Raw genomic sequence first — 16,089 nt, forward strand, 5'->3', positions numbered from 1 at the left:
GTCAGTCGTGTGCGACGACGGCGACCGGGGCGGTGGCGTGATGCAGGACGGCGTGGGTGACGGTGCCGATGTGGGCGCCGACGGAAGAGCGGCGGATGCGTCGGCCGACGACGACCAGAGAGGCCTCTCGAGAGGCGTGGATCAGGAGGTTGGACGGGCTGCCGCAGCGGGACTCCGCCACGACCTCGACGTCGGGGAACTTCTGCCGCCAGGGGCGCAGTTCCTCGGTCAGGACGGTGGAGTCGACCTCCGCCAACTCCCGCTGGACCGCGGCCTCCAGGGCCATGCCGTAGGCGTAGTAGGGCGGCGGGTTCCAGCCGTGCACGACGCGCAGCGGCACGTTCCGGCGCGTGGCGGCGTCGAAGGCGAACCCGATCAGCGCCTCGTCGGGGCTGCCGACGTCGAGTCCGAGGACGACGGGGCGGAAGGGCGCGGCGGTGGACGGGATACCGGCCTTGTCCATCTCGTGCTCGTCGGCGGCCTGCTCTCCGGCGCGGACCAGGACGACGGGTCGCTCGGTGGACGCCACGACTGCGAGGCCGACCGAGCCGACCAGGAACCCGCCGAGTCCGCCCAGGCCGCGAGAGCCGAGGACGAGCAGTTCGGCGTCCTGCGCGGCGCGGGCCAGGGCCTCGGCGGGCCGTCCGGTGACGTGTTCGTTGGTCACCTCGACGCCGGGGTGGCGCAGCCGTAGCCCTTCGGCGGCCTGGCGCGGCACCCTCTCGGTCCAGTGCTGATGTGTCTCGACGCCGAGGAGCGGGGCCTGGGCCATGGGCTCCGGTACCGGCTCCCAGACCTGGACGAGCCTCACCGGTAGTCCGCGCAACTTCGCCTCGCGGGCAGCCCATTCGGCGGCAGCCCGGCTCTCGGGCGAGCCGTCGAGACCTACGGTAATGGTGCGGGACATGATCTCCACCTCCTGAATCGGGGACCCGAAGGGACCCGATTCCAGCGTCGTGTTCAGGGGGGCTTTCGGGGCAGCGGCCACTGGTCCTTCAGCGGGCCGATGGGGCCGTGCTGTGCTTGGTGCGACGGTCCCCGAACAAGCGGCCGTCGCGCGGTGGGCTTTCAGCGCAGCCAGGTGTGGTCGCGGACGATCGGGAGCCGCGCCCACAGCCGGCCCAGGCCCCAGATGGCACCCGCGCCCGCGGCCGCCACGGCGATCAGTGCCACCGCGTAGATGACGTGGTAGTCGGCGAAGGGATTCGTCGACATGCTCGGCGACCCGTCCGACAGGTGCTTCGCCGGCGGCCACTCGGCGATCCACATCAACGCCATCATCGCCGTGCCCGCCACCGCCGCCGGCCGCAGAGCCACACCGGCCATGAGGGCCACGCCGATGCCGAGCAGGCCCAGCATGAACAGCCGGTCCGCCCAGGCGTCACCGGCCCACGAGTGGAACGTCGACTCCATCGGCCCGGCGGCAACGGAACCGAGGAAGCCCCTCGTCGGCGACCCGCCGTCGATCCAGCCCTTGCCGGACGCGGTCGCGTAGCCGAAGCCGAAAGTCTTGTCCAGGAACGCCCACAGGAAGACGAAACCGGTGAGCAGACGCAGGGACGCCAGGGCGTAGGCCCCCACGGCGTGGGTGTCGGTGCGTGCCGACGCGGCGATCGCGGAGCCGGTGCGGTTCCTGCGGTAGGACAGGTAGGAGCCCGGGCTCCGGTGAGGGTGCTCGTGCACGGCCATGGCGGTGATCCCTTCGGGGATGTCTGGTCGTTGTCCTGACGCTCCTCACTCTTGTCGCGGGCGCCGCGCGCCGCCGGATGCCGAAGGTCTGCGGCCGTTGGGCTGAAGGTCCCTTTCTACGGGGCCTGTTGGGGCGTACGTGTTGTGCACGGTACGCGTGGGGCCCTGTCGGCATCTCGTGGACCGCGCCCCAGCTGGAAGGATGGCGGCGCTCCGGTGGATCCTGAAGGCGAAGGGCGGCTCATGACCGACGGCTCGGACGGGCACATTCCCGGGTGGCACCGCCTGGTGCCCGGACTCGCCGCGCTTCTCGGCTATCGGCGTGCGTGGCTGAAGGGCGACCTGCTGGCCGGAGTGACCGTGGCGGCCTACCTCGTGCCGCAGGTCATGGCGTACGCGGGTGTGGCCGGGCTGCCGCCGGTCGCCGGGCTGTGGGCGATCCTGCCGGCCCTGGCGCTGTACACGCTGTTCGGTTCCTCGCGCCTGCTGTCGGTCGGTCCCGAGTCGACGACCGCCATCATGACGGCCGCCGTGGTCGGCCCGCTCGCCGCGGGGAACTCCGGGCGCTACGCCTCGCTGGCGGCCGGCCTCGCGGCCACGGTCGGGCTGTTGTGCCTCGTGGCGCGGACGGTGCGGCTGGGCTTTCTCGCGGACCTGCTCTCCCGTCCCGTCCTGATCGGCTACCTCGCGGGCGTGGCCCTGATCATGATGGTGGACCAGGTTCCCAAACTCACCGGGGTGAGGACGACCAGCTCCGAGTTCTTCCCCCAACTGTGGTCGTTCGTCACCCATCTGGACGAGGCGCACCCGTACACCGTCGTCTTCTCGGCCGCAGCGCTCGCCTTCCTCTTCCTGGTGGCCCGTTACGTCCGTGTGCTGCCCGGGCCGCTGCTCACCATGGTCCTCGGTACGGCGGCCGTGGTGGCCTTCGACCTCGACGACCGGTACGGCATCAAGGTGATCGGGAAGGTCCCCTCAGGGCTGCCGGACCTCGCCCTGCCCGACCTGAGCGAGCTGCCGCACCTGGTGCTGCCCGCACTCGGTGTGCTCCTGGTCGCGTACACCGACTTCATCCTCACCGCGCGAGCGTTCACCGACCGCGAGGCAGATGGGCCCGGGCTCGACGCCAACCAGGAGTTCCTCGCCCTGGGCGCGGCCAACCTGGGTGCCGCTGCCCTGCACGGCTTCCCGGTGAGCAGCAGCGCCAGCCGCACCGCCCTCGCCTCCTCGGCAGGCGCCCGCAGCCAGGCGTACTCCTTGGTCGCCGGGGCGGCGGTGCTGGCCGTCCTGCTCTTCCTCAGTCCCCTGCTGACCCGCACCCCCGCCGCCGTGCTGGGCGCGCTCGTCGTCTACGCCGCCGTGCGGATGATCGACCTCGCGGGCTTCCGCCGCCTGGCGTCCTTTCGCCGCCGCGAACTGCTGCTCGCGCTCGGCTGCCTGGCCGGGGTGCTCGCCCTGGACATCCTGTACGGCGTGATCGTGGCTGTGGGCCTGTCGGTGGCCGAGTTGCTGACCCGGGTGGCCCGCCCGCACGACGCGGTGGAGGGGCTGGTGCCCGGCATGGCGGGCATGCACGACGTGGACGACTACCCTCAGGCCCGTACGATCCCGGGTCTGCTGGTCTACCGCTACGACTCGCCGCTGTTCTTCGCCAACGCGGAGGACTTCCGGCGCCGTGCGCTGGCCGCGGTCGCCCAACAGACCGTTCCCGTCCACTGGTTCGTCCTCAACACCGAGGCGAACGTGGAGGTCGACATCACCGCCCTCGACGCGGTCGACGAACTGCGCCGCGAACTGAGCGGCCGCGGCATCGTGTTCGCCCTCGCCCGGGTCAAGCAGGACCTGCTGGACGACCTGGAGGCGTACGGTCTCGCGGGCTCGGTCGGGACGGATCTCATCTTCCCGACGCTGCCGACGGCGGTTGCCGCCTACCGTCGGTGGCTCGACGCCCGGCCCGGCTGACTCCGGTCGCACGTCAGCCGCCCGTGAGGTTCGGGCGGATCAGCGTGCTCGACCTGCCGTGAACGATCTCGTACGCCGCGTCCAGAGCACTGATCGCGACCAGGCCTCCGGTGCGCTCGACGAACCGGGCCGCTGCCTCGGCCTTGGGCCCCATGGAGCCGTCGGGGACGCCGCCGCGGCGCAGCTCCTCGGGTCGTCGAGGACGGGCCGCTGGTCGGGTGTCCCGTAAGCTGCGCGGCGCCTGCTCCAGGTCGAGCTCACGGCCGACCGAGAGGACCGCTTCCAGCAGGCTGTGCACGCGGTCGCGGTGCCACGGGCCGCGTCCAGGCGCGCCTGCAACTCCTCCAGCAGCTCATCCAGCCGCAACTGCGGCAGCCGGACCTGGGCACCCTCGGGGCCTCTCGCCAGCGATTGTTCCAAAGCCCCTCACCCTGCCGACCGCCGATCGTCCTCGTCGGGGCCACGTTTTCGGCCCGCGGCAGACGGCGGTATGAGAGCGGTATGAGATCGGACTCATTGCTGGGGGAGGAAGGCCTGCCAGGCGGTGCGGGCAGCGGCGATCACAGGTCCTTCCGGACCCGGGACTTCAGCGCCCTTCCTGCCTCTGCCGGTCCTGGACCTGGGTGGCTATGACCGCGGCCTGGATACGGCGCTCCACGCCGAGCTTGGCGAGCAGGCGGGAGATGTGGTTCTTCACCGTCTTCTCGGCGAGGTACAGCCGCTGGCCGATCTGACGGTTGGTGAGGCCCTCGCCGATCAGGGCGAGGATCTCCCGCTCCCGCTCGGTCAGACCGAGCAGGGCGTCCGGCTCTTGTTCCTGCTGCTGCCCGCCCCGAAGACGGGCCATCAGCCTGGTGGTGGCGCTCGGATCCAGCAGGGACTGGCCGCGGGCCACGGTGCGTACTGCGGACACCAGGTCTGATCCTTGGATCTGCTTCAGAACGTATCCGGACGCGCCCGCCATGATCGAGTCCAGCAGCGCCTCCTCGTCGTCGAAGGAGGTCAGCATCAGGCAGGCCAGCTCCGGCATGCGCGAGCGCAGCTCCCGGCATACGGTCACGCCCTCACCGTCGGGCAGCCGGACGTCCAGGACCGCCACCTGCGGGCGCAGTGCGGGGACGCGCACCAGGGCCTGCTCCACGGTGCCGGCCTCGCCGATCACATCGATGTCCGGCTCGTCGTCCAGCAGGTCGCGCACTCCACGTCGTACCACCTCGTGGTCGTCCAGCAGGAAGACCCGGATCGGGTTGTCCGGGCCGGGCTGCTTGCTGTCCGCCATCACTTGCTCCCTGGTTCCGCGTTACTCGTCGATGTCCACTTGGACCGTATCGGTCTCCGTACCAGGATCTTTTCCGGGTCCGGGCCGAAGGGCCAGGGCCGGTCGGCCCTGTTTCCACAGAGTCTCCCGCAGCCAGAAGCAGTGGTGCCGTGCGGGGACGAACTGGCGGACCGGACATGTCCACGTCGAGGACCACGCCCCCTGGCGGCTCCCGGCAGCCGGTGGGACCCACACTGCCGAAGGGCGAGTCCGGCGGCCCTGTAGGGGGAGGCCCTATGGCCCCGTTCCTGGGGCCTGACAGCCCTGGGCCCACGCCGGTCCTCGCAGAAGTCTGAAGCCGCTGCCCAACGATCGAAGGAGCGGAGCAGATGACTGCGAAGGACACCGGCACCCACGTCACCTCCACCGTCGCAGTGCAGGTGCGAGCGGAAGGCGATGTGGACGAAGAGGCACTCGCGTACGTTCGGTCCAAGGTCGACACGGCTTTCAACCGGCCCGGAGTTCCAGACGTCAGCGGCGAGGTGAGGATTGCGAAGGCAGCGGCGCACCACGTCGAGCAGTCCTGGTCTGCCGGGGTCGAGCTCGTCGTGGGGAACACCCTTGTGGTCGTGCACGCCCAGGAGGCGACGGCACGTGAACTGGCGGACCGGTTGCAGGACCGCATCCGCTGCCAGATGACTCGGGTCCTGCACCGCAAGGAGGCGGCCCGCAGGTCGGCCACTCCCCCACCGTGGCGTGGTGGCCAGGCCATCAACGGGCGCGATTAGAGTCTCCCGGCCCTCCGGTGCGAGGCGGGTCGGTCCTCTACCAGGTACGTCTGGGCCCTGCACCGCGGCGCAGGGTGGCTGCGAGGCTGAAGGGGCGGCGAGGCGGCCGGCAGGTGCCGCGAGGTAGAGGCACTGTCACCCAGCGGGGAGCATGGCCTGCCCGCCTCCCGCTCGCACCGTGAAGGAGGGAAGCGCCATGAAGAGGCGCGCCGTCGGCGACGTCATGACCAGCGAGGTCGTCTGCGCAAGCCGGCAGACGCCCTTGGACGACGTGGTGCGGTTGCTGGATCGGCACCGTATCCGCGCACTGCCGGTCGTCGACCACGATGACAAGGTGGTCGGGGTGGTCTCCTGCGCCGATCTCGCGCACGGCTCTGCGGCCACGACCGCGGGAGAGCTGATGACGACCCCGGCGGTCACCATCCATCCGGAGCAACGTGTTTCGGATGCCGCACGGCTGATGGAACGTCAGGACGTCGACCGTCTGCCCGTGGTGGATGAGGAGGACCGCCTCATCGGTATCGCCACCCGCCGCGACCTGCTGCGGGTCTTCCTGCGTACGGACGAGGAGATCCGTCAGCAGGTGGTGGAGGAGGTCCTGGTCAGCGCGCTGGGCCTGTCACCCGGCGCCGTCGCCGTATCCGTCCGGGACGGCATGGTCGTGCTGGAGGGACGCCTTCACCACCGTAGTGACGTCCCTCTGGCCGTTCGGTCGACGTGGCGTTTGGAAGGCGTCGTCGGTGTGGTCAGCAGGCTCGGGTTTGACATCGACGACTGCCGCCCTGCGCAGCCGACCGCGCACTGAATCGTCCTGAACCGGCCACTCGAGCGGCGCAGGTCACGCCGCGAAGAACCCTGGGGCCGACCCCTTGTCCGAACGGCTCCCCCAGCCTGTCCGAAGAGGACGCTCGGCGTCATCGCCCGCGACGACATCGAGGACATGATCGAGGTGGCCGAGCCGGTCGGTGTGCTCTGCGCGATCACGCCCGTCACCAACCCGACCTCCACCACCGTCTTCAAGGCCCGGATGGCGCTGAAGACCCGCAGCCCCATCGCGTTCGCCTTCCCCCCTCCGCCCAGCGGTGCAGCATGAAGGCGGCCCGGATCGTACGGGACGCGGCCGTCACGGCCGGCGCGCCGGAGCACTGCGTGCAGTGGATCGCGACCCACACGTCGGTGTCCAACAACGTCTCGGCCGCGCACCTGCTGAACGTCGCGCGGGTCAGCACGCGCCGCAACAACCCGCAGTGGTTCAAGGTGCCGCCGAAGATCTCCTTCGAACCGCAGTCCACTCCCTACCCGGCCTCGATGCCCGAAGCCCTCGCGCCCGGCAGGATCCTCCCATGCGCAGCGGGCTGACGAGCGAGACCAGCGCTTGCATCCTGAAGCCTTGGCTGGTTCGCGTGACTGCGTGACTCTGCGAAGACCCTGCAGGCCCTTGGCCGGCTCAGCTCACGGCGACGCCGTAGGGGCCGGCGCCGATGGTGACAGTGGCGACGACCTTGCGGGATGCCGGGTCGATGACCGTGAGGGTGCCCGCTCCCTGGTTCGTGACGTAGACAGCTCGGCTGGTGACTTCCAGGTTGAACGGGTCGGTGCCGGGAGGGCCCAGGGCGATGGTTGCCGAGACGCGGTTCTTGCCGGTGTCGATCACGGATACGTTGCCCGGGCCGAGATCGGCGGAGTAGGCGAAGCGGCCGTCCGGCCCCATAGCCACGTCAAAGGGACCCTCGCCCACCTGTACGGCAGTCGCCTTGCCGGTACGGATTGCGACGGCGAGGACCTGCTTGCCCACTTCGTCGGCGACGTAGGCCGACTCGCCGTCCGGGGTGAGGGCTACGCCCACCGGGGAGCGCCCCGCGGGGAGTTGCCGCGCGACCCGGCGCGTGCGGGTGTCGATGACCGACAGGTTGCCCGACCCGGAGTTCGCCACGTAGACCCTGCCACCGTCACGACTGAACGCCACGTTCACCGGAGATTTTCCGACCGGGATGGTCGCGGCCACCCGATTGGTTCGGGTGTCGATCAGCGAGACGGTGTTGGACCTGCCGTTGGTGACATAGAGGGACCTGCCATCGGGGCTGAGGCCGACACCGGTGGGGCCCTTCCCGACCGGCACGGTTCTGACGATCTTGTTGCTCCGGGTGTCGAGGACCGAGACCCGGGCAGAGCCGCTGTTGGCGATGTACACGTGCGTGCCGTCCTTGGTGACCGCGAGGCCTCCCGGCGCCACGCCGGCCGGCACGGTTGCGACGACCTTGTAGGTTCGGGCGTCGATCACCGAGAGTGTGTTGTCCTGCTGGTTCGTGACGTACACACGGCCACTGGCGCCGGCAACGGGCGCAGGTGGCGCAATCGGCGCGGGAGCCGATTCCTTCTTGACCGAGGGGGTGGGCGTACAGGAGATCAGCAGGATCCCCATGCCCACGGCGAGTGCCGACCGGAGCGTCCTGCCGGGTCGCCGGCGGCCGCTGCCGGCTCGGGTCCGCAGGGCAGAGAACATCTCGCCTCCTGTGCGCAGTGCGATGGTTCGGTCCGGAACCGGGTGGCATCCCGCCGACGGCCGCCCGGCGGCGGGATCGGGTGAGGTCAGGTCAGGAGCCGGCGTGCGTAGTAGTCCTTCTCGTCCTGGACGCCCGGAAGTGCGAAGAAGTAGCCCCCGCCCCGTGGGCTGATGAACGGCACCAGTGCTTCGCCTTCCAGCCGGGTCTGCATGGCAATGTAGGTCTTGAGTCCTTGCTGGAAGCAGACGAACGCATGCCCCATGTCGAGTTCCGGCAGGTTGGGGCTCCGGTCGTAGTCGTAACTGCGACGCAGGATGGTGCTCGTCGCCGCGGTCTGCGGAGTCTGGGGATTGGCAAGACGGATGTGAGAGTTCAGCGGGGTGATCAGGCCCTGCGGGTCGTTGGTGTAGACGGGGTCGAAAAGTTCCGGGGCATTCTCGCCCACGCCGTACATGGGTGCGCCACTTGCCTTGCGGCGGCCGAAGATCCGCTCCTGTTGGGCAACGGGCACCTTCTGCCATGCCTCGATAAAGAAGTGCACGATACGCACCACCTGGTACGTGCCACCCGCGGCCCAGGCCGGTTCGGCGCTCTTCGGCTGGACCCAGACCACCTGATTCATCTGGGCGTCGTCGGAGACGGATGGGTTGGAGATGCCGTCCTTGAAGCCGAACCAGTCGCGCCGGACACCGACCGGACGCTCCGGATTGCGCTGGCCGTCGATGCGCCAGCGCAGCTTCATCGCGGACTTGGTGTGGGTCAGGATGTCGAGCAGTGCGTGCACCGTCGTGTCGCGGTGATCAGCGCAGATCTGGATGAGCAGGTCCCCCTGGCTCAGCGCGGGGTCCAGGTCGTCATGGCGGAAGGGAGTCATCGTGACGAGCTGGAGCGGCTTGCGCGGCTTGAGTCCGTAGCGGTCGTCGAAGAGGGATGCGCCCACTCCGACCGTCAGGGTGAGACCATCCGCCACGACCGTGGGCCCCAGGATGCCGTTGTCCGTCGGCGGTGCGGTCGGGGACGCCTTCGGTGGTCTGCCGCCCGCCGTGAGGAAACGGGCTCGCGAGGTCAGCGTGCGGAACAGGTCGGTGAGTTTTGCTCGGCTCGAGGCGGTCACGTCGAACGAGACGAAAATCGCGTCCTGCTGGGGCAGAGTGGCGATGCCTGCCTGGTGATAGCCATGGAAGGGGATCACACGAGATGCCGGTCCCATCTTGGGAACAGCCACTGAGTCGGCGTACGCCGCACCGCTGCCCAAGGCCACCGCGCCGGCCGCTCCGGCCAGGCTCGCGGCAGCACCGTGAAGAAACGACCGCCGGGCAAACGCACTCGCCGGACACCCTTCGCCGCTCCACCCTTCATCCGGCGTCGTGAACGTCTCGTCAGCCATCGTTCCCCTCAGGCAGGAGCCAGGTGGCAAGCCGCACGCTCTTGCCGCGATCGGATTCCGTGGGCCGGCCCGACCCAGCAGGGGACGCCCCTAAGGGCTGTCCCAACCAGCGCTTGAAGGACCTTCAGTTTCATAACTGTCCACAAAACGGAATATATGCGACATCCTTGTTCGCGCCACTGGGAAGTGTGGCCCGAGGTAAGGGGTTTGGATCGCGTGCGGCGGCGTCGGCCATGCCCGTGCGCTGTCACTGTGAGGCAGGCAGCGCAACGGCTTCTCGGCGACCGGATCGCAGACCGTCGGCCGTCCCGGAGAGCTCCCCCGGACGGCTGACGGGCAGACCGGTGACTTCCGGAAACAGCCCGGTCGCGCCCGCAGGGGCGGCTTGAGCTCCTTGAGTCGAGCCGGCAGACCGTTGACGAAGGCTGGTGACTGGTCCGTGGAGCACTCTTTGGGGCGCTGCGCCGCCTCGTCCAGGACGGCGGCGTCCGGCAATGAAGGCTCCGGGCAGCGCTCCGTTTCGAGCTCAGGTGATCGGGGAGCGCAGTTCGCCAGGTGGCCCGGCAATTGCGCTACGCCCAAGCCGGCCCACCGCCTGACGCGTCATCGGATGGTGAGGTCCGAGCGGGGCCGGCGATCCCTTCACAGCCGGAACACCGGATTGGTCACGGCGACGGGGTTCCGGCAACGGCGGCGGACCCAGATTCGAGAAGCGCGGGAGAATTTTCGCACTCGAGCTTGGGCGCCCCCTGATCTGCGACTTCCTCGGGAGCCCCCGCACAGCCCAGGGACGGCCCGGGAGGAAGCGCGGCCTGGACCGACATGGGGCGGGAAGCGACTATCCCCGGCAGTCGCTCAAGAGGCTGGGGAGCGACCGGGAGCTGTTCGCTGGAGAGCCTTGTGAAGGTGCGGTCAGATTCACGATGCGCGGCTCCCCAGTGGATGGCGTGGATGCCGGGAAGCCAACCGAGCACGCTCAGCGGACCTCGGACGGTCGGCGTACGTGAAGGGAAGGAGTGCGTGGTCATTGATGAGTGCGTACTCCTGCCCATGCACATCCCGCGCGGCCTCGCCCAGCTCCCGCGCCGCGTCGGCCAGTTCTTGCGCACCGCCTCCGCCGGAGTGACGCCGTAGGGGCTTCGCCTCTTCAACCGGGCCGTCAGGTGTACGGGATGAGCCCGCGCGTGAGTCCGGGTCAGATGCGCCGGACCAGCGGCAGCGAGCTTTTGGGCTGGAAGCCGCAGGGCAACGGCAAGCCACCGCAGAAGCGGCCTTCGACACCGTCTGGCGAGGCGAGTGCCGAGGTCAGGGCCGGATGGATAGCCGAGTCCGTACCGCCGAGCCCGTCAGTCGCTCAGTGATGAACCACAGATGATGCGCTCATGTAACCGAATCCGGAACTCATGCCGACGACACATGACGTCAACGCGCGGTCGGCAAAAAACTGATTCACCCGCCACGTCAGATTTAGCCACTCGTTCGTCATGCATGAGCGTATAAAAGCCTTCACGGAAAGGTGACGATCATCGACAGGCGGAAGTTTTCCAAGATTCTCGCCGTAGGGACAGCCGGAGCCTCGCTGTCGGCGCTCACGGCGACATCGGCCTCGGCACCCGACCGGGAAAAGTCGACGGTGCACCCCGTGGGCAAGCCGGGGAACACGTCTTTCGGCTCACTGAAGCAGATCAATGCCGGGGTCCTTAACATTGGGTACGCCGAGGCCGGTCCCACCAAGGGTCCCGCGGTCATTCTCCTGCACGGCTGGCCCTACGACATTCACAGTTATGTCGATGTCGCGCCCTTGCTGGCCGCACGGGGTTACCGAGTGATCGTCCCGTATCTGCGCGGCCATGGCACAACGCGCTTCCTCTCGCGGAAGACGTTCCTGAATGCTCAGCAGTCGGTGTTTGCTGTCGACCTCATCGCGCTGATGGATGCGCTGAAGATCGGGAAGGCGATCCTGGCCGGCTTCGACTGGGGATCACGGACGGCTGACATCGTCGCGGCTCTCTGGCCCGAACGCTGCAAGGCGCTGGTCTCGGTGAGCGGCTACCTGATCACCAACCGCGAGCGCAACAAGAAGCCGCTGCCGCCGGAGGCCGAGTGGGCGTGGTGGTACCAGTACTATTTCGCCACAGAAAGGGGTCGGCTCGGCCTTGCGAAGTACACGCATGATTTCGCGAAACTGATCTGGAAGAACGCCTCCCCGACGTGGCATTTCGACGACGCAACGTTCGACCGCACTGCGGCGGCCTTCGACAATCCGGATTGGGTCCCCATCGTGATCCATAACTATCGCTGGCGACTTGGCCTGGCCAAGGGCGACCCCCGATACGACCGTCTCGAAGAACGACTTGCCCAGAGCCCCGTCATCACGCTGCCCACGATGACCCTTGACGGTGAGTTGGATCCCTTCACTCCTCCTGGGGGTGGCACCAGTTATCGCAGCCACTTCACCGGCCCGTACGCCCACCGGACCCTGAAGGGCATCGGCCACAACGTGCCGCAGGAAGCCCCGAAGGCCTTTGCCGAAGCGGTCGTCGAAGTCGACGGTTTTTGATCGCGCCACCCTTACGCTCGGCGCCGCCGCTCTCGGGCGTGCCGGAGGTGAGCCACGCACTGCGGCCGGCCCGCGCCTCCGCGCTGCCGCCTTGGCAGTGCTTCGGGGCTGTGAAACGCTGATTCAACGGCATCAATGTCCGGCGTCTGCACATCGATCTCGAACGGGTGAGCCCGGCTGCCTGTCGGGATTCCCCCAGGTTCAGGCTCCCGTTCGGGAGAAGGAACAGCCATGACGACGACCGATCACGCTCATGACCGCGACGACCACAGGGACCCCACCTTGTACCGCACTCCGGCGGACGCCGTCGCCGCACCCCCGGAGAAGTTCGCCTACGTCGTAGGTTTCGACCCGACCGCACAGCGCGCGGACGCGTTGTTCACCGTCGGCACCGACCCCGAATCCTCCGTGTACGGCCGCGTGACCTCCCACGCCGAGCTGCCCGATCCGGGCAACGAACTGCACCACTTCGGCTGGAACGCATGCTCGAGTGCGCTGGCGCATGCCGGTCATCATCACGCTGCGCGGCGCTACCTCATCGTCCCGGGACTGCGCTCTTCCCGGCTGCACGTCTTCGACACCAGCCCCGATCCCTCCCGCCCCCACCTGGTCAAGGTGGTCGAGCCCGAGGAGTTGGCCGCAAAGGCCGGATATTCGCGTCCGCACACACTCCACTGTGGCCCCGACGGAGTGTTCCTGTCCTGCCTGGGCGGCGCGGACGGTGCGGACGGGCCTGGCGGCGTCGCGCTGCTGAACCACGAAACCTTCGAAGTGCTGCGAGCCTGGGAGAGCGACCGCGGACCGCAGCGGCTCGCCTACGACGTCTGGTGGCATCTGCGCCAGAACATCGCGGTGACCAGTGAGTGGGGGAGCCTCTCGATGGTCGAGAACGGCCTTGTGCCCGAACTGCTGCTGGGTCGCCAGTACGGCCACTCACTGCACTTCTGGGAGCTGGACTCCGGCCGGCACCTGCAGCGCGTCGATCTGGGGGATGAGAACCAGATGGTGCTGGAGCTCCGTCCCGCGCACGACCCCGAGGCAACGTGGGGGTTCGCAAACACCGTGGTCAACGTGGAGGACCTGTCGGCGTCTGTGTGGTTGTGGAACCGGGAGGGCGAGGACTTCGTGGTCCGCAAGGTGATCACCATCTCTGCCGAGCCCGCGCAAACGGAGGACCTGCCCCCGGCGCTGCAGCCGTTCGGCGCCGTGCCCCCATTCATCACCGACATCGACCTGTCGGTGGACGACCAGTGGCTGTACGTATCCGCATGGGGAACCGGCGAGCTGCTCCAGTACGACGTGAGCGACCCGTTCCGTCCGAGGCAGACCTCGTCCGTGCGTCTTGGCGGCGTCGTCGGCCGAGAGCCGTTTCCCGCCGAGCCGGATATTCCGCTGACCGGCGGAGCGCAGATGGTCGAGCTCAGCCGCGACGGGCGGCGCGTGTATCTGACGAACTCCTTGTACTCCGCCTGGGACGCGCAGCTCTATCCCGCGGGCATCGACCCGTGGATGGTCAAACTCGACGCCGACCCCTCGCACGGCGGGCTCTGGGTCGACAGCCGCTTCTTCCCGCACGGCCCTGACTTCCTCGGCTTGCGCGTTCACCAGACGCGCCTGCAAGGCGGCGACGCCTCCTCGGATTCGTACTGCTACCGCCGCTGACCACTCACGCTCCGCGGGCGCCGACGCCGGCGGCGGTTGCCGCCCCGGTTTCGAAGAGCGCTTCAGCAGCTCGGACGAGACGACCGCCCGATCGAAGACGATCCGCACCGTCTCGAACGTCGCCGCACTCCCGGAGGCTGCACGGCACAGGGTGATTCGATCGAGTAAGCATGCCTGCGGGTGAAGAGCTCCACGTGCCTCACGAAGTGGATCCGGTCCGGGGCGATCGCGTACGCAGTCCAGTCGAGTTGTGCTTCATTGGCTTACGCCGGTCGAGTTCGACTCAAGTGGTGACGAGTTTGTGATCGTGGCACGCTTCGCACTACGGGACAGCCCTTGGCGCAGCCATATGTTTCGACGACGCGTTCCCCGGTCGGAAATTGCTGATGCGGCCATCCCTCAACACGATCATCTCTGACTCGCCGGCGCAGAGGCGAAGGAGGCACCTTGCCCACCGCGATCGTCCGCGTATTCCGGACGCCCGAACTGCGCAATAAGGTGCTCTTCACGCTCGGCATGATCGTCCTGTACCGCTTCGGGGCGCACATCCCGATCCCCGGGGTGAACTACGGGAACGTCCAGGCCTGCATCAATGCAGCACAGGCCGGCAGCAGCCGTCTGCTCGGTCTGTTGAATCTGTTCAGCGGCGGGGCACTGCTACATATCGCGGTGTTCGCGCTCGGCATCCTGCCGTACATCACAGCGAGCATCATTCTTCAGTTGCTGACCGTCGTCATCCCGAAGTTGGAAGCGCTCAAAAAAGAGGGCGCGTCGGGGCAGGCGAAGATCACCCAGTACACCCGCTACCTCACGGTCGCGCTCGCCGTACTGCAGGGCACAGGTCTGGTCGCAACCGCCCGGAGCGGAGCCCTGTTCAGCGGCTGCCCGGTCGCCTCGGACATCGTGCCGGACAAGTCGATCTTCATGACCGCCATCATGGTGCTCACCATCGCCGCAGGTACAGCCTGCGTGATGTGGCTCGGTGAGCTGATCACGGACCGCGGTGTAGGCAACGGCATGTCGATCCTGGTATTCGTCTCGACCGCAGCCACCTTGCCCGGCACGCTGTGGGCCATCAAACAGAACGGCAAGATCGCCGGTGGCTGGATCAACTTCGGCAGCGTCATTGCCGTCGGATTCGTCATGGTGGGCTTGGTCGTCTTCGTCGAGCAGGCCCAGCGTCGCATCCCGGTGCAGTACACAAAGCGGGTGATCGGCCGGAAATCCTACGGTCACGCATCCACATACATCCCAATGAAAGTCAACCAGGCGGGTGTGATTCCGGTCATTTTCGCGTCGTCGCTGCTGTACATTCCACAGCTCATTGCACAGTTCTCCAGTTCGACCTCGGGATGGAAGGCATGGATCGAACACAACTTCGTCAGGGGGGACGACCCCTACTACGTAATGACCTATTTCCTGTTGACGGTCTTCTTTGCATTCTTTTACGTGTCGATCACGTTCAACCCCGAGGAAGTCGCAGACAACATGACGAAATACGGTGGCTTCATCCCGGGAATCCGAGCCGGCCGACCCACCGCCCAGTACCTGGGTTATGTCCTCAACAGGATGACGTGGCCGGGAGCTCTCTATCTGGGGGTGATCGCACTGGTGCCAACAGTTGCCTTTTCGAGTTATGGCGGTGCCAGCAGCCTCAGCGGAACAAGCATCCTCATCATCGTGGGTGTAGGGCTGGAAACGGTAAAGCAGATCAACAGCCAGCTCCAGCAGCATGATTACGAAGGCTTCCTCCGCTGATTCCCGAACCTCCTTTCCAGCTCCCCGCATTTCAGGACGCATGGTCCTCATGGCAAGGGTCGGGCGACGGCAGGGCAGGCGTCACCGCTCAAGCCGGTGAATAATGAGACAGGAAAAGGCGATCCAAAGGGCTTCGTCCATCGCTACCAGGTCGCGGATGACGGGTTGCCCGGCCGTGAGGGATGCTTCCTCCTGTGCACCTTCTGGCTCGCCAAGGCCTCGGCCCTGGCGGGGGACGTGGCTGCCGCCCGTGACCTTTTCGACCACGCTGTTGCCTGTGCGAACGACGTCGGGTTGGTCGCCGAAGAGATCGATACCGGCAGCGGTGAGATGCTTGGCAAATTCCCCCAGCCGCTCAGCCACATCGGTCTGGTCAACGCCGTGTGGGCGATCTCAGAAGCCGAATCGGCGGCCGACTGAACAACCTCTCAGACCCTCGCGCCCACGTCTGCTCGCACATTGCTTCGTCTTGCAGTCGGATATCGACCAGCACTGTGCCGTTCAGACGCTTTCAGGTGCGG

12 protein-coding genes and 3 pseudogenes are annotated in these 16,089 nt (G+C 67.7%); 8 read left to right on the forward strand and 7 right to left on the reverse strand.

Going from position 1 to position 16,089, the window contains the following annotated elements; genetic code table 11:
• Position 1: 1 nt before the first annotated feature.
• Both OG395_RS11690 and OG395_RS11695 read right to left on the reverse strand, forming a co-directional pair.
• Positions 2–907, reverse strand: a complete 906-nt coding sequence (locus OG395_RS11690; RefSeq protein WP_327242845.1) for a universal stress protein — start codon at positions 905–907, stop codon at positions 2–4.
• 161 nt (positions 908–1,068) lie between these two features.
• Complete coding sequence (locus tag OG395_RS11695; protein ID WP_327242846.1) at positions 1,069–1,689, reverse strand: hypothetical protein; 621 nt, start codon at positions 1,687–1,689, stop codon at positions 1,069–1,071.
• A 243-nt stretch (positions 1,690–1,932) separates the two neighbouring features.
• Between OG395_RS11695 and OG395_RS11700 the strand changes: the two genes are divergently transcribed.
• Positions 1,933–3,651, forward strand: a complete 1,719-nt coding sequence (locus tag OG395_RS11700; RefSeq protein ID WP_327242847.1) for a SulP family inorganic anion transporter — start codon at positions 1,933–1,935, stop codon at positions 3,649–3,651.
• Positions 3,652–3,664: 13 nt separating this feature from the next.
• On the opposite strand, the pseudogene OG395_RS11705 reads toward OG395_RS11700, so the two are convergent.
• The 3 genes and pseudogenes from OG395_RS11705 to OG395_RS11715 form a co-directional block, all read right to left on the reverse strand.
• Positions 3,665–3,885 (reverse strand): annotated as a pseudogene (locus OG395_RS11705) (carbamate kinase); the annotation flags it as partial.
• Positions 3,860–4,059, reverse strand: a pseudogene (locus OG395_RS11710) (histidine kinase); the annotation flags it as partial. The pseudogenes OG395_RS11705 and OG395_RS11710, both read right to left, overlap by 26 nt.
• A 178-nt stretch (positions 4,060–4,237) precedes the next feature.
• On the reverse strand, positions 4,238–4,930 hold the full coding sequence (locus tag OG395_RS11715; protein ID WP_327242848.1) for a response regulator transcription factor: 693 nt from the start codon (positions 4,928–4,930) through the stop codon (positions 4,238–4,240).
• A gap of 368 nt (positions 4,931–5,298) precedes the next feature.
• Here OG395_RS11715 and OG395_RS11720 point away from each other — a divergent pair, with 368 nt between their 5' ends.
• The 3 genes and pseudogenes from OG395_RS11720 to OG395_RS11730 form a co-directional block, all read left to right on the forward strand.
• Positions 5,299–5,697, forward strand: a complete 399-nt coding sequence (locus OG395_RS11720) for a hypothetical protein (protein WP_327242849.1) — start codon at positions 5,299–5,301, stop codon at positions 5,695–5,697.
• A 196-nt stretch (positions 5,698–5,893) separates the two neighbouring features.
• Complete coding sequence (locus tag OG395_RS11725) at positions 5,894–6,502, forward strand: CBS domain-containing protein (RefSeq protein ID WP_327242850.1); 609 nt, start codon at positions 5,894–5,896, stop codon at positions 6,500–6,502.
• Between the two features lie 96 nt (positions 6,503–6,598).
• Positions 6,599–6,858 (forward strand): annotated as a pseudogene (locus tag OG395_RS11730) (hypothetical protein); the annotation flags it as partial.
• 286 nt (positions 6,859–7,144) lie between these two features.
• On the opposite strand, the gene OG395_RS11735 reads toward OG395_RS11730, so the two are convergent.
• The gene (locus OG395_RS11735; RefSeq protein WP_327242851.1) at positions 7,145–8,200 is read right to left on the reverse strand and encodes a YVTN family beta-propeller repeat protein; all 1,056 of its coding nucleotides are present in this window, start codon (positions 8,198–8,200) and stop codon (positions 7,145–7,147) included.
• Positions 8,201–8,286: 86 nt separating this feature from the next.
• On the reverse strand, positions 8,287–9,426 hold the full coding sequence (locus OG395_RS11740; protein WP_327242852.1) for a Dyp-type peroxidase: 1,140 nt from the start codon (positions 9,424–9,426) through the stop codon (positions 8,287–8,289).
• Between the two features lie 1,684 nt (positions 9,427–11,110).
• Here OG395_RS11740 and OG395_RS11750 point away from each other — a divergent pair.
• The 4 genes from OG395_RS11750 to OG395_RS11765 all read left to right on the forward strand — a co-directional run bounded on the left by OG395_RS11750 (position 11,111) and on the right by OG395_RS11765 (position 15,988).
• Positions 11,111–12,148 (forward strand): alpha/beta fold hydrolase, encoded by a 1,038-nt coding sequence (locus OG395_RS11750; RefSeq protein WP_327249313.1) that lies wholly within the window; start codon positions 11,111–11,113, stop codon positions 12,146–12,148.
• 231 nt (positions 12,149–12,379) lie between these two features.
• The gene (locus OG395_RS11755; RefSeq protein ID WP_327242853.1) at positions 12,380–13,810 is read left to right on the forward strand and encodes a selenium-binding protein SBP56-related protein; all 1,431 of its coding nucleotides are present in this window, start codon (positions 12,380–12,382) and stop codon (positions 13,808–13,810) included.
• 447 nt (positions 13,811–14,257) lie between these two features.
• Positions 14,258–15,568, forward strand: a complete 1,311-nt coding sequence (gene secY / locus OG395_RS11760; protein ID WP_327242854.1) for a preprotein translocase subunit SecY — start codon at positions 14,258–14,260, stop codon at positions 15,566–15,568.
• A gap of 96 nt (positions 15,569–15,664) precedes the next feature.
• Positions 15,665–15,988: a glycoside hydrolase family 15 protein gene (locus OG395_RS11765; RefSeq protein ID WP_327242855.1), complete on the forward strand. Its 324-nt coding sequence runs from the start codon at positions 15,665–15,667 to the stop codon at positions 15,986–15,988.
• Positions 15,989–16,089 lie beyond the last annotated feature (101 nt).

It is taken from the genome of Streptomyces sp. NBC_01320 (assembly GCF_035974375.1).
GTDB classification, from domain to species: domain Bacteria; phylum Actinomycetota; class Actinomycetes; order Streptomycetales; family Streptomycetaceae; genus Streptomyces; species Streptomyces yanii.

Bases quoted from the DNA above. Each gene is read 5' to 3' on its own strand.
- OG395_RS11715 (WP_327242848.1), bottom strand. From the start codon at position 4,930: ATGGCGGACAGCAAGCAGCCCGGCCCGGACAACCCGATCCGGGTCTTC.
- OG395_RS11700 (WP_327242847.1), top strand. From the start codon at position 1,933: ATGACCGACGGCTCGGACGGGCACATTCCCGGGTGGCACCGCCTGGTG.
- OG395_RS11755 (WP_327242853.1), top strand. From the start codon at position 12,380: ATGACGACGACCGATCACGCTCATGACCGCGACGACCACAGGGACCCC.
- OG395_RS11695 (WP_327242846.1), bottom strand. From the start codon at position 1,689: ATGGCCGTGCACGAGCACCCTCACCGGAGCCCGGGCTCCTACCTGTCC.
- OG395_RS11725 (WP_327242850.1), top strand. From the start codon at position 5,894: ATGAAGAGGCGCGCCGTCGGCGACGTCATGACCAGCGAGGTCGTCTGC.
- OG395_RS11690 (WP_327242845.1), bottom strand. From the start codon at position 907: ATGTCCCGCACCATTACCGTAGGTCTCGACGGCTCGCCCGAGAGCCGG.
- OG395_RS11735 (WP_327242851.1), bottom strand. From the start codon at position 8,200: ATGTTCTCTGCCCTGCGGACCCGAGCCGGCAGCGGCCGCCGGCGACCC.
- OG395_RS11720 (WP_327242849.1), top strand. From the start codon at position 5,299: ATGACTGCGAAGGACACCGGCACCCACGTCACCTCCACCGTCGCAGTG.